A 12,391-nucleotide genomic window follows, 5' to 3' on the forward strand; every position below is an offset into this window, starting at 1 on the left:
ACGGCGGTTGAAGGATTTGACGGGCGAGAATGAACTGGAGCTGAAAATGATGCAAATGTGGCGCAAGTCTATTGCGCTGTGTCCAGAGTGCTACGCAAAGACCAAGCAACGCTAATAATTCCAGACTTACAGACAAATGGAGAGCCGGATACATCGAGAGGTGTACGTCCGGTTCGGGAGGGGGTATCGCCGAGACCGCCCGCGAAAGCGGGTATGGCGCGGCGGTGCCTACCTTATGCCACGCTCCGGGACAGCAACGGCAAGACCGCCACCGCCAGCCAGTCCATCACCATCATTTTCAAGGCCGCGCTTTCTGTCACCGCCCCCGATTCTATCCATATCGGGACCAAGTTCCCCGTGGGTATCAGCGGCGCGGGAAGTCTGCCCGTAAGCTGGAGCGTGAAGTTTGGCGGCAGACCTGTCACCCTGGACAGCAACACCGGCTTTTTGTCCAATGACGGCGGCACTCTGGCACTCTACGCCGAAGGAACCTATACCATCACCGCCACCGTCCGGGACGATGTGGGCAACCTGACCAGCGCCTTTGCCAACATCATCGTGACCAATACCGCGCCTGTGATCAAGAGCTTTACCGCCAACGCCACCCGGAACATGAAGGATGGCCGCTTTTATGCTGATCTCAACGCCGTGGCCTCTGACCCGGACGGGGACACTGTGCATCTGGAATGGAGCAGCGAATACCAGCAGGACGGCTATTATGAGGTTGGCATCCACACCATCCGCGTCCAGGCTGTAGACGAATGGGGCGCGGCCTCCGCATGGGAGAGCCGGACTATCGAATTTATCAACAATGCCCCTGTTATCACCAGCTTTACCGCCAGCGTGACCCGGCAGACCAGCGGCAATAACTTCTTTGCCAACGTCTCCGCCACCGCCAGCGACCCGGATGGCGATACGGTGCGGCTGGAATGGGGCGGCGACTATGTTTCCTCCGGCTGGTACTCCCGGAATGCCGAACAGTACGGTTATAGCAACAAATATTTTTTAGTTAGCACGTTTGCGGGTATTCGTACCAATCCAAAATGGAAGGGGTGAACTTCTCGAAAACACCCTAATCAGCCGGGGAACCTATCCAGCACACTCCGCAAGGGCCAGGATTTCCCCGGCCCTTTTGCGTTTGCTGCCCTTTTCCTCCGGCTCCAGATAAAGAGCCTAAAATTCCTCGAACGATACGTTGAACTCAATATCCAGCTCATAGCCCCGCTTGACGCGGACGGCCTTTACAAACTGTACCACAATCATTTTCTTTGCTTCAAGGGAACAGTTGTCATACAGCTCGGCCCAATTCATCAGCTGAGAGTATTCCTTCTGTACCTGCTCGGTGCCGGACACGGCTTCCCGTACTTCCAATTCCGCCGCCTGCATCTGGCTTTCCAGCTCCTTCAGCTGGGCGGCGGTCTCGTCCATCAGACTGTTCAGCAGGTCGGCGCTGAAACGGCTGTTGCCCTGGATAACTTTCAGCGTCTCGGCCCGTAAATCCTGATAGGTCCTCTGCTTCTGTTCGTACTCGTCATGCAGGCGCTTCGCTTTCATTTTGGCAAGGTCAACTTCCCGGCTTCTCTGCTTCGCAAGCAGCGCCTGGGGCGGGGCCTTTTGAATTTGCGACAGCTGGATGCGGATGATCTGCTCCACAAGGTTGTCCAGCTTTTCAACACTGAAAGAAGTCTGCTCATTATAGCAGGCAGCGGAATACTTGTAAAGAGTTATCATTATAATTCTTTGCGAGTTTATGCGTCTTGACTGATTTTCCCGTGGCCGGGTCTATGATGATGATTTGCCGGCTCAGCTTGTGGGCGTGGCGTATCGTGGCAGCCGCCCCACCCCTATATTCGTTGTTGTAGACGGCCAGCAGCAGAGCCAGTTCCTCCCGAATGTCCCTCTCGTCCTCAATAATCATAATCTTTGCCGCTTCTCCCCCTCCTTTCGCTGCCCTATTATAGCGCAGCCCCGCCGACTTTACAAAAAAAGCTCCCGGCTGACCGGGAGCTTGAAAGTCAATTACACCTGATAACAGCCTCCGCCAATGAACTCCCGCATGAGAGAGGTCTTGGGGATATCGTCCGCCGGGATGGGCAGGAAATAGTTCAGGAATTTCAGCAGCCGCTTGGCCTCGATATACTCCTCGCTGTTCCGGGGGACGCCAAAGAGCAGAGGCTGAACATAGGGCTTCAGCACGGCGGTCTCGTAGATGAGGGCCGAGTTGAAAATCACGTCGGCGCTGTCCTGGAAGGGGAAGATATTGAACTCCTCTCCCCGCCGCACTGAGGGCCACATCCGGATGGTGGCCTGGGCGCTGTGGCCCCGGGTCCGGGCGTCCCGCTCGACGCGCCGCAGCAGACGGGCGTCGGTGGATGGGATGCGGTTGTGGTCGTCGATATTCAGAGTGGTGAGGCAGCTGATATAGATTCTATACTTGCTCTCCTTGGGCAGGGAATGGGTAAACTGGTCGTTGAGGCAGTGGATGCCCTCAATCACCAGCACATCTCCCTCCCCCAGGGTCAGGAAATTGCCGTTGTACTCCCGGGCCCCCTTCTTGAAGTTGAAGGTGGGCAGCTCCACCGTCTCGCCGTTGAGCAGGCGGACCATGTCAGTGTTGAACTGCTCCACGTCCATGGCCCCCAGGCCCTCAAAGTCGTAGTTGCCGTTCTCGTCTCGGGGGGTCCTGTCCCGGTCCACGAAATAGTTGTCGGTAGCGATGGCGTGGGGACGCAGCCCGCAGGCCCGCAGTTGCGTGGACAGCCGGTGGGAGAAGGTGGTCTTGCCCGAGGAGGAGGGCCCCGCGATCATCACAAAGCGGACCTCCTTCCGGGAGGCGATCTCCGCGGCGATATCGCCGATTTTCTTCTCCATAATGGCCTCCTGGGCCAGGATCAGCGGCGTCACACCCCCCTGGGAGACGGCGGCGTTCAGCTCCGCCACGTTGGAGGCGTTCAGCGCCTGAGAGCGCAGGGTCGACTCATACAGCTCCCGGAAGACCTTACTGGAGGGTCGGAACTCCCCCAGCTGGTTTGGGTCCTTCTGGGTTGGCAGGCGGAGGACAAAGCCGTTTTCAAACAGCTCCAGCCCAAAGCACCTGATATAGCTGGTGTCGGGCACCATGTAGCCGTAGAAGTAGTTCACAAAGCCGTCCAGGGAGTAGACGTTGACCCGGGAATTGATGCGGAAGCTGAGCAGCTGGGCCTTGTGGACCAGTCCGGCCTGATGGAAGAGCTCAATGGCATCGTCCGTACCGATAGATTGCTTCTCAATGGGCAGGGCCAGGGCGGACAGCTCCCGCATTCGGGCTTCCACCCGCTCCAGCAGATCCTGGTCCAGGGTGAAATTCCCCTCGGCCAGGATAAACAGGGCGCTGCTGAGGGAGTACTCCACCGAGATGTGTTCCACATTTTCCCGGCCCGCCACATCATAAAAGGCTTTCAGCATCAGAAAAACAGCGCTGCGCTCATAGCTCTGTATACCCGGCTTGTCCTGGGCCGTAATCATTTTCAGAGAGCAGTCCCGGTCCAGGAGCTTGTGCAGCTCGGACAGCTTGCCGTCCCGATTGACCATCAGGATATCACAGGGATACCGGTCCTGAAAGTCCGCCGCAATCGTGCGGTAGGGTGTCCCGCTGGGGTAGGTGTAGTCCGCGCCGTCCACAGTGACCTGAATCATTCTCTTCTCTTCCATAGGATGGCCTCCTCTATCATATGATACCGAACAATCTGTGTTCCTCCCGTTTTGGGGAGAGCCAGAGGGCATTTCTGGGTATTGATTCAAATATTCCCTTCTGCCGGCTCCTTATTTTGTATTATATCACAACCCTTTTTCCTCTGCAACCCAAATTCCAGCTTCTGCCTGTTAATTTGCCGGAAGGCCGCTACCGCCGGCGGCGGGAGGAGCGCCGCTTCCTTTTTCGTCCTCCTGTTCCGGCGTGCCTGCAATTGTGGACGCCTCCCTCACAGGCCGTAAGGTAGGCTTGGACCAGCTCGGGTCCCGCCTCCGGCACCGAGAGCAGGCCCTGCCACTGTCCATCCCCCTGCCGGGTCAGCTCCAGGCGGCACAAAAACCGCCCGTGGACCCCGCAGGAGAACACCGAGTAGCAATCCTGGACCCCGCGCTCTGTCCCGGGAGCCAGCCTCCACTGGGCGACACAGCCCCTCCGCCCGCAGACGGGACAGGCGGGCCGCCGGCTGCTCTTCCCGTCCAGCGCCGGCTCCGCCGTGGGATAGGGCCCCACCGCCTGCCCTGGCCGGCACACAAAGGGAGCGCTGGACAGCCGAAGGGAGACCCGGCGGTGCTTCTTTTTCCGGTGGTCCGGCACATACTCCAGCGACTCCTGAGTAAGCCAGCGGCCAATCAGCGCGGTATACATGGCGTCGTTCAGGGCGTTGTGGAAATCAAAGGTGTCCGAGATGCCGAAGTAGTCCACCGCCCGCCACAGAGCAATCTGTTGGTCCGCCCCCATCAGCCAGGCCAGGGCGGTCTGGAAATTGTACATCCGTCCGATCTCCAGCGGGGGCACCTGCCAATACTCGCAGTTTTTGGTCAGAGCGGACAGGTCGTCTCCGCCCCAGAGGGCAAACTCCCGCTCCTCTCCGCACCAGGCGCGGAATTGCTCCATCGCCTCTGCAAAGGACAGCTCCGACTCCCGGGACTGCCTCAGGTCTGGCAGCTGCTTGGCGCCACGGTCGAATTTTTTGTGGACAACCGGCCGGATATACGCTTGAAAGGTGTCCAGAACGGGGCCGCCCAGCTCCGCCGTCCGGACAGCGCCAATCTGTATAATCTCGTCCAGGGGGGTGCGGTCATAACCCCGGTTCCACTCCAGGTCCAAAACAATCATAGGTACACATCATTTCTTTTTAATATGGTGTTATTGTATTGTTTTCCCGGACAAACGTCAAGCCCCCGCCCGACTGGAAAATTTCCAATCAGGCAGGGGCTTGTATAACAGTTTAGTCGTCTATATCCTGCTCGTACTCCAAAATGGCCCCGGTGGCGCCGTCAATGGTGTATTCATATTCCATTCCGTTGGCTTTAAACTCCACCTCATACTCCAGTCGGCCATCATCCCAGTCCTGTTTCACCTTCATCTTAGTGGTTTGACTCTCTGTCAGCCCCGCGTGGTCCAGCGCCGCCTGCTTGGCCGCCGCCTGACCGATGTCTGTGGCGGTGCTCACGGTACTGCTGTGGTGCCAGTCGCTGTGGTGGCTGTCCTCCTGGTGGTGGTCCAGCTCGTGCTTGAGGATCGAACAGGAGTGACCATCAATGGTATACTCGTACTCTGTGGTGCCACACCAGAACTCAAGCTCATACTCCAGCCGGCCGTCGTCCCAGTCCCGCTCGATCTTCCAGTTGGTGACGTCGCTCTCGCTCAGCCCCGCATGGTTCAGCGCGGCCTGCTTGGCGGCATCCTGGCCCACGTCCTGGCTCTGCGCAGAGGAGGCGGCGGGCTGCTGGGTGCTGGGCGTCTGGACCCTGGTTCCAGAGAGCTGCGTCTCAGGGGTCTGAACACCGGTCTCGGTGGGGCTGCTCTCAGGAGTCTGAGCACCAGTCCCGGCGGGCTGAGTTGAGGAAGTGTTCATCACATCCGCCGGTCCGCTGAGGATCTCCCCGGTAAAGGCGTCCACCATATACTCAAACTTCCCCCAGGCGGTTTTCAGCTCCACCTCATAGTGGGCGGGTCTCTCGTCCAGCTCCGGGTCCACGTCGGTAGTGGCGGAGTTGAGGGCGGCCGTCCCGGCGTAGGTCTCCACCGCCATAGCGGCGGCGGATTTGCCGATGGGGATACGGGTCTCCCCCGTCTTCAGCAGGTCGTTCAGCTCCTCCACCGACAGGGCGGCCAGCTGGTCAAAGGCGGCGGTACTGTTGGTGGCAATGGTACCGTTCATCTCCATCACTCTCTGTACCAGAGCGGATTTTCCGGCAGACAGGCCGCTGTCAAAGGTCATATATTCCGGCACGGGGGCGTCCATGGTGAGCACCTGGCTGAGAATGGAGGTCCCCGGGGCCTGGGCCTGGAGGACGCCGTCCACCGACGCCACCAGCTCCGCCTGGAGCCGGGCCGCCCGGTCCTGGTCGTTGTCCTCCACCGAGATCAGGATGGCGGAGGAAATACTGTCCAGATAGCCCTCCCGCACCAGCGCCCCCACAATGGCGTTTATCGCCACATCCAGCTTGGTGCCCTTCAAATCGGCCCCGCCGTCCATGTCGAACAGCACTGCCGCAGCCTCCGTGTTCAGGGCGGTGCAGGAGATGACCCGCTCCCCCCGATTCACCTTCAGTTCAATACTGGGGTTCACATCCAGGGAGACCACCGAGGCCACGGCACAGCTCTGATGGTAGTAGACCCCGCCGCCGCCCCCCACCAGCACCAGCGCGGCGCAGGCGGCGGCCAGCCAGCGGCCCCACTTCTTTCCCGACTTCACCTCAACGGCCTCCACCTCTATAATATTCTGATTTGTCTGCAAGGCTTTCAACTCCATCACACTCCCGTTTTTCTCACCGCAGCGGGAGAGAATCACGTCCAGCTCGTCAGGAGCGGCGTGGTAAACTGCCTCCGCCAGTTTTCGTTCCAGGTCTGTCATCGGCCTTTCTCTCCTTTCATCAGGCTTTTTAGCTTTTTCAGCCCGCGGTGGTATTTCGACAGGACGGTGGACAAGGGCAGCTCCAGCAGCGCGGCAATCTCCCGGTACTTCAGCCCGGCGGCCGCGTGGAGTAGGATGATCCGCCGCTCCTCCGCTCTCAGCTCGCCCAGCGCCTCCTGGAGCACCTGCCGGTCTTCTGGAGTGACACAGGGGGCGGAGGCGGGGATCGCGTCCCACTCCTCCTCCTCCAATGCCGTCTCCCGTCCGCTCCGGCGCAGCTGGGTCAGAGCCAGGTTCCGGGTTATGGTGAGCAGCCAGGCCATGGGCGACCCCTGGGGCCGGTAAGTATGGGCGCTCTCCCACACTCTCACAAAAACGTCCTGGGACACGTCCTGAGCCTCGTGGGTGTTCTGGAGCAGTGACAGCGCCAGGGCATATACCGCCCCTCGGGTCCGGGCGTAGAGCGCGGCGAAAGACTCCCGGTCTCCCCGCCCCACTTGGACCAACAGCTGCTCCAGCTCCCGGATGCTGCCCTCTTCAGTTGTCTGGACGCTCAAGGCAACCAGCATAGTCCATTTCTCCTGTCACAATAAGAAACGCGCAGAGGAATCCTTTTATCGCACGCCTCAAAAAAATTTTTTCTTCTCTATTATATTGCCCTCTCCTCCAGAAAGCAAGAAAAAATCCCGCCGCCTCAGAACTCAGCTGAGGCGACGGGAGTCAAAGAGGGAAAATTAGCCTTCCGGATGGATGTTCGCCAGTACCAGCCGCTCCCGCAGCTCTGGACCGAACACCACGGCAACCGCCATTTTAATCAGGTCGCCTGGGATAAAGGGAAATACACAGGCCGCCAGGGACGCGGCCAAATTGTTGCCGGATTGAAACATAAACCAAATGGTGCCCAAGGTATACAATACAGCGGTAGCGCCCACCATGCCCAGATACTGGAGCGCCCGGTTCCGGGGAAAGAAGCGGATGGTCAGGCCGGTTATCACAACCAAAGGGATATAGCCCACAATGTAGCCGCCCGTGGGGCCAATCACTTTTCCCAGACCGCCCTGGAAGCCGGTGAAAACAGGCATTCCCACTGTACCCAGCAGAATAAACACCAGGGCAGCCGCCGCGCTCCCCCTCCATCCCAGAATGTAGGGCGCCACATAAAGCACCAGGGTACACAGAGACAGGGAGATGGGACCAATCGGAAGGGCAAATGGGCTGACGGCTGAAATCACCGCAGCCATCATGGCGGTCATAACCCGGGGATAGATATTGCTTTTTGTTTCCATTGCGGCTCTTCCTCTTCAAATTCTCTTGTAAACTGCTATTGGATGTTAGTATACAATCTTCTCCGTCGTTTGTCAACTATAAGTTTAAGAAGTTTACATTTTCTCTCCCCCCAGATTTTTATAAAATCTTAATCTTTCCTTCAAGGCATTTTAGAGTTTGTCTGCTATTCTGTAATCCACACCGCAGACATAAGTTCTGAACAGGCTCAAGCCTGCCGGCGGGCTTGAACCTTCGGGGGACCCCGAAGGGCGCGACGGAAAGGAGGAAACCCTATGTCAGAACGCACCGTTTACATTCTGCTGACCCGGTCCGGGACCTGGTTCTCCCGGCTAATCCACTTGGCAACTCAGGACCGCTATACCCATGCCTCCATCGGTCTGGACGGCCCCAGCGGTCCCTTTTACAGCTTCGCACGGAAGTACCGCTATCTGGCTCTGCCCGCCGGTCTGGTGGAGGAGCACGTCACCATATACCGCCGTGAGGTCCCCTGCTGTCTCTACGCCCTGACGGTGAGTGAAGAAACTTACCTTCGCCTGCGCCGCCAGCTGCGCTCTATGTATGACCAGCGGGAGGAGTACCATTACAGTGTGCTGGGCGTCCTGGCCTGCTGGTTCCATCTGTCCTTCCAGCGCCGCCACCACTACTTCTGCTCCCAGTTTGTAGCTGGCCTTCTGGAGGAATGCGGAGCGGTGGAGCTGCCCAAGCCTCCGACCCTGCTGCGCCCCGCCGAGCTGTGTCAGCTGAACGCCCTGCAGACTGTACACCAGGGTCCTCTGGCAGGAATCCTAGCTGCTCCCGCCGCATAATTACATTTTTTCCCTCCAATACCCCCGAATTTTCTCTTTTATTTTCCATAATCTGCACGAGAAAAATTTTCCGGGAAATTTGGATTTTAGGGCTTGACTTTACCGCCAATTCTGTTATAATACCATTTGTCGCTGCGAGTGTAGCTCATCTGGTAGAGCGCCACCTTGCCAAGGTGGAGGTAGCGAGTTCGAGCCTCGTCACTCGCTCCATGCGGAGTGTCCTTATAGGATTTGAGTATCCTTGGAGGACACTCCGCATTATTTTTGCTCAAAATCCTATACGGCGATCCGTTCCGGGGAGTAGCAGACGGCTACTCCCTTTCTCGTCCCCATTGTAATTTCCACAGCTGGAATTTTCCGGCGGTCAGGGACGGAGAAAGCGCCGATGCAGTTATAATAGATGGTGATGTGCTGGGTGGTAACGCCGTCCTGCTTCTCCGCATGGTGCACGTTGATGTGGTCGATCAGCTCCGCCACCATGCGCTGGGTGATTTCCGTTGCGTTGGTATAGCGCCGGACCGTTGCAAGGAACGTGTCAATGTCCATCCGCTTGCCCTCGGACTTTTTCAGCTCCATCCGCAGGGCCTTGATCCTCTTGGCGTTTTCACCCTGCTCCTGCTCGTACCGCTGGGACATTTTCGCAAACCGGGCGTCACTGATCTTCTGGCTCACGTTGTCCTCAGAGAGCTTTTGTCAAGGGGAAGTTTTACAAAAAGCTGCCAGCGTCCTCATCCAAAAGCCCCTGGCGCAGGGCCTCGGTGTCGTTATACATATTATGTTTTCCTCTCAAAATAAAATATGGCCTATTCTTCTGTAAGTTCAAACTTGATGCCGTTCTCCCTGTCGTACTGCACCCGTGGCGGAATTGGCGGCGGCGTGGATGGTCAGACCTGTACAGCACAAAAAAGTATACTCTGGGATTATTGTCATACGGCCTGGGAGAATTACTTTGGAGGAGCACTCCAACGTCTGAAAGCGGTTCCACAGTCTTTTATGCCATTTGAACCCCTCATTTTGAGGATGCGCCTGCCTGCGGGAGAAATCAGAAAACTGGCTCTCTCCCATCTATAGTTTACTCCAAATTCCAGTCGATGTCTTCCATCTTCTGAATGATCTCCTGCTGCCGCTCGTAGAACAGCAGCTCCTTGTTGCGCTCGTAGTACTCCTTGCACCCGTACCGTCCGATGAAGCGGGCGCAGTGGGGGTTGATGGTCAGCTCGGTGACCAGGATGAGCAGCTCCTGCCCGTCGGGGAACACCTCGCCGCAGAAGCGGAACAGGTTGGACAGTTTCTTCCCGGCATCCCCGGCAGATTTGCGCAGCCCTGCCATCCGCTGGTCGAAGTCCCCCTTCAACAGGGCAAAAGCGGCTTTGGCATTGGCGGGGCGCTCCTTCATCAGCATAGCCCGCTGGTCCTCCAGGATGGCACAGAGAGCTTCCCGCGCCGCCTGGTCCTCCCGACTCATGGAGGACGCCCGCCGCCCGGTGGCCAGTGCCGCTCGCTGCTCTTTGATTTGTTTCTCCAGCAGCTTGGATGCCTCCGCACCCGATTTGCTTAGCTCGGTCCGCACCGTTCTCAGCACGTCCATCAGCAGCGTCTGGGCGGACTCCACCGCGCACACGGAGTGCAGGTGTTCTGTCACTCCGTCCAGCAGCAGGCCCAGCAGGGAAAGCCGCTCGTCGAATTTCGCATTCCTGGCCCGGTCCTGGATGGACTCGTCCGCTTTGCCCGCCAGGATTTTGTCCACCTGGTAGTCGGAGCGGTACTTGTTGAACAGGTCGTAGTAGACCGCGAAATCCTTGGCGATTTTCCGGTTTTGCAGGTACTGGCCCACCAGATTTTCGTCAATTTTCAGCTTGTGCTGCTCATACAGCCGCATCATGTCCGACAAATCCGACCAGCCCCGGGCGGTGACGAACCGCTTGCCGTCCACGGTGGTCTCCACCTGGTAGAAGTCCGCCTTTTTGATCTCCAGGTAGGTCATCACGGCGGGGTGGGTGGAGCGGCTGTAGGCGTACTCCTTCCAGGCGTCGAAGTCCGGCTCCACGTCCACCCGCTTGAGCCGGTCCCAGGTGACGATGTCGAACTCCCGGACGGAGTTGTTATATTCCGGCGGATTGCCCGCCGTCACCACGATCCAGCCCTCCGGGACCTTGTGGCGGCCGAAAATCTTGTACTGCAAAAATTGGAGCATGGAGGGGGCCAGGGTCTCAGACACGCAGTTGATCTCGTCCAGGAACAAAATGCCCTCCTTCACCCCGGCGTCCTCCATCAGGTCGTAGACGGAGGCAATGATCTCGCTCATGGTGTACTCGGACACGTCGTACTCCTTGCCGCCGTAAGTTTTGCGGACGATGAAGGGCAGGCCCAGCGCGCTCTGGCGGGTGTGGTGGGTCATGGAGTAGCTCACCAGCCCCACCCCCAGCTCCGCCGCGATCTGCTCCATGATGGCGGTCTTTCCGATGCCCGGAGGGCCCATCAGGAACACGGGCCGCTGCTGCTCAATGGGAATGACGTAATTGCCGAAGGGGTCCTTGGTGAAATACGCCGTCATGGCGTTCTGGATCTGGGTCTTGGCTTGTTTGATGTTCATAAAATACCTCCGGTTCAGATGGCCTTAAACGGGATCTTGTACTTCTTGGCGTACTGCTCTGCCGCTGACCCGGCGGGGGCGTGGATGGTGAGCTTTTTGCAGCCATCGAAGGCACTCCGCTCGATTTCCGTGACGCCTTCCGGGATGGTCACGCTGGTCAGTTTCGCGCAGCCAGAGAAGGCCTCCTCCCCGATTTTCGTGACACTCTCCGGGATGGTGACGCTGGTCAGGTTCGAGCAGCCATCGAAGGCCCACCCCCCGATTTCCGTGACGCCCTTCGGGATGGTCACGCTGGTCAGGTTTGTGCAGTCCTTGAAGGCCCACGCCCCAATTTCCGTGACGCCCGCCGGGATGGTCACATCCCGGTTGGAACCCATATACTCAAGCAAAATACCATGGATGATGACCATTCCCTGCTGGTTCGCCAGCTTCGGACAGCCAGAGAAGGCACTGCCCCCGATTTCCGTGACACTCTCCGGGATGGTCACGCTGGTCAGTTTCGCGCAGCCATAGAAGGCACCCCACCCGATTTCCGTGACGCCCGCCGGGATGGTCACGCTGGTCAGGCTCGTGCAGCCCCTGAAGGCCTCGATGTCGATTCTCGTGACGCCCGCCGGGATGGTCACGCTGGTCAGTTTCGCGCAGCCATAGAAGGCACCCCACCCGATTTCCGTGACGCCCGCCGGGATGGTCACGCTGGTCAGGCCCGTGCAGCCTCTGAAGGCCTCGATGTCGATTCTCGTGACGCCCGCCGGGATAGTCACGCTGGTCAGGCCCTTGCAGCCAGAGAAGGCACTCCCCCCGATTTCCGTGACGCCCGCCGGGATGGTCACGCTGGTCAGGTTCGCGCAGCCCTGGAAGGCCCACGCCCCGATTTCCGTGACGCCCTCCGGGATGGTGACGCTGGTCAGGTTCGCGCAGCCATAGAAGGCACCCCACCCGATTTCCGTGACGCCCGCCGGGATGGTCACGCTGGTCAGGTTCGCGCAGCCCTTGAAGGCCCACGCCCCAATTTCCGTGACGCCCTCCGGGATGGTGACGCTGGTCAGGTTCGCGCAGCCCTGGAAGGCCCACGCCCCAATTTCCGTGACGCCCTCCGGGATGGTGACGCTGGT

General features: G+C 58.8%; 12 protein-coding genes and 1 tRNA gene. 3 read left to right on the forward strand and 10 right to left on the reverse strand.

The window, feature by feature from the left end; translation table 11 throughout:
• Positions 1-213: 213 nt before the first annotated feature.
• Positions 214-1,056, forward strand: a complete 843-nt coding sequence (locus D1646_RS20145; RefSeq protein ID WP_160638172.1) for a hypothetical protein — start codon at positions 214-216, stop codon at positions 1,054-1,056.
• Between the two features lie 117 nt (positions 1,057-1,173).
• Here D1646_RS20145 and D1646_RS20150 read toward each other — a convergent pair whose 3' ends face one another.
• The 7 genes from D1646_RS20150 to D1646_RS20180 form a co-directional block, all read right to left on the reverse strand.
• Positions 1,174-1,653 (reverse strand): hypothetical protein, encoded by a 480-nt coding sequence (locus D1646_RS20150; protein ID WP_243154264.1) that lies wholly within the window; start codon positions 1,651-1,653, stop codon positions 1,174-1,176.
• A gap of 40 nt (positions 1,654-1,693) precedes the next feature.
• Positions 1,694-1,918 (reverse strand): hypothetical protein, encoded by a 225-nt coding sequence (locus tag D1646_RS20155; protein WP_160638173.1) that lies wholly within the window; start codon positions 1,916-1,918, stop codon positions 1,694-1,696.
• A gap of 101 nt (positions 1,919-2,019) precedes the next feature.
• Entirely contained in the window at positions 2,020-3,690 is a 1,671-nt protein-coding gene (locus tag D1646_RS20160) for a nucleoside kinase (protein ID WP_243154265.1), read from the reverse strand.
• Positions 3,691-3,880: 190 nt separating this feature from the next.
• Positions 3,881-4,846, reverse strand: coding sequence for a 3'-5' exonuclease (locus D1646_RS20165; protein WP_160638174.1), 966 nt, complete (start codon positions 4,844-4,846; stop codon positions 3,881-3,883).
• A 112-nt stretch (positions 4,847-4,958) separates the two neighbouring features.
• On the reverse strand, positions 4,959-6,590 hold the full coding sequence (locus D1646_RS23805; RefSeq protein WP_160638175.1) for a PepSY domain-containing protein: 1,632 nt from the start codon (positions 6,588-6,590) through the stop codon (positions 4,959-4,961).
• On the reverse strand, positions 6,587-7,159 hold the full coding sequence (locus tag D1646_RS20175; RefSeq protein ID WP_160638176.1) for an RNA polymerase sigma factor: 573 nt from the start codon (positions 7,157-7,159) through the stop codon (positions 6,587-6,589). Before D1646_RS20175 ends, D1646_RS23805 begins: the two co-directional genes overlap by 4 nt.
• A gap of 165 nt (positions 7,160-7,324) precedes the next feature.
• Positions 7,325-7,876 carry a biotin transporter BioY gene (locus tag D1646_RS20180; protein ID WP_160638177.1) on the reverse strand — a complete coding sequence of 184 codons (552 nt, stop codon included), beginning with the start codon at positions 7,874-7,876 and terminating at the stop codon, positions 7,325-7,327.
• 273 nt (positions 7,877-8,149) lie between these two features.
• On the opposite strand from D1646_RS20180, the gene D1646_RS20185 reads away from it, so the two are divergent.
• On the forward strand, positions 8,150-8,683 hold the full coding sequence (locus D1646_RS20185) for a hypothetical protein (RefSeq protein WP_160638178.1): 534 nt from the start codon (positions 8,150-8,152) through the stop codon (positions 8,681-8,683).
• Between the two features lie 134 nt (positions 8,684-8,817).
• Positions 8,818-8,893 (forward strand) — tRNA-Gly (locus D1646_RS20190).
• A 66-nt stretch (positions 8,894-8,959) separates the two neighbouring features.
• Here D1646_RS20190 and D1646_RS23490 read toward each other — a convergent pair.
• From D1646_RS23490 to D1646_RS20205, 3 genes are all read right to left on the reverse strand, one after another.
• The gene (locus D1646_RS23490; protein ID WP_347565262.1) at positions 8,960-9,355 is read right to left on the reverse strand and encodes a DUF4368 domain-containing protein; all 396 of its coding nucleotides are present in this window, start codon (positions 9,353-9,355) and stop codon (positions 8,960-8,962) included.
• Positions 9,356-9,755: 400 nt separating this feature from the next.
• The gene (locus D1646_RS20200; protein WP_160638179.1) at positions 9,756-11,276 is read right to left on the reverse strand and encodes a MoxR family ATPase; all 1,521 of its coding nucleotides are present in this window, start codon (positions 11,274-11,276) and stop codon (positions 9,756-9,758) included.
• Positions 11,277-11,290: 14 nt separating this feature from the next.
• Positions 11,291-12,391: leucine-rich repeat domain-containing protein (locus D1646_RS20205; RefSeq protein WP_160638180.1), on the reverse strand; the 1,101-nt coding region annotated here is incomplete at its 5' end.

Origin of the sequence: Pseudoflavonifractor sp. 60 (assembly GCF_009911645.1) — a bacterium.
GTDB lineage: Bacteria > Bacillota > Clostridia > Oscillospirales > Oscillospiraceae > Lawsonibacter.

Coding starts and splice junctions, on each gene's coding strand:
- D1646_RS20145 (WP_160638172.1), top strand. CDS start 214: ATGGCGCGGCGGTGCCTACCTTATGCCACGCTCCGGGACAGCAACGGC.
- D1646_RS20155 (WP_160638173.1), bottom strand. CDS start 1,918: ATGATTATTGAGGACGAGAGGGACATTCGGGAGGAACTGGCTCTGCTG.
- D1646_RS20160 (WP_243154265.1), bottom strand. CDS start 3,690: ATGGAAGAGAAGAGAATGATTCAGGTCACTGTGGACGGCGCGGACTAC.
- D1646_RS20165 (WP_160638174.1), bottom strand. CDS start 4,846: ATGATTGTTTTGGACCTGGAGTGGAACCGGGGTTATGACCGCACCCCC.
- D1646_RS23805 (WP_160638175.1), bottom strand. CDS start 6,590: ATGACAGACCTGGAACGAAAACTGGCGGAGGCAGTTTACCACGCCGCT.
- D1646_RS20175 (WP_160638176.1), bottom strand. CDS start 7,159: ATGCTGGTTGCCTTGAGCGTCCAGACAACTGAAGAGGGCAGCATCCGG.
- D1646_RS20180 (WP_160638177.1), bottom strand. CDS start 7,876: ATGGAAACAAAAAGCAATATCTATCCCCGGGTTATGACCGCCATGATG.
- D1646_RS20185 (WP_160638178.1), top strand. CDS start 8,150: ATGTCAGAACGCACCGTTTACATTCTGCTGACCCGGTCCGGGACCTGG.
- D1646_RS20200 (WP_160638179.1), bottom strand. CDS start 11,276: ATGAACATCAAACAAGCCAAGACCCAGATCCAGAACGCCATGACGGCG.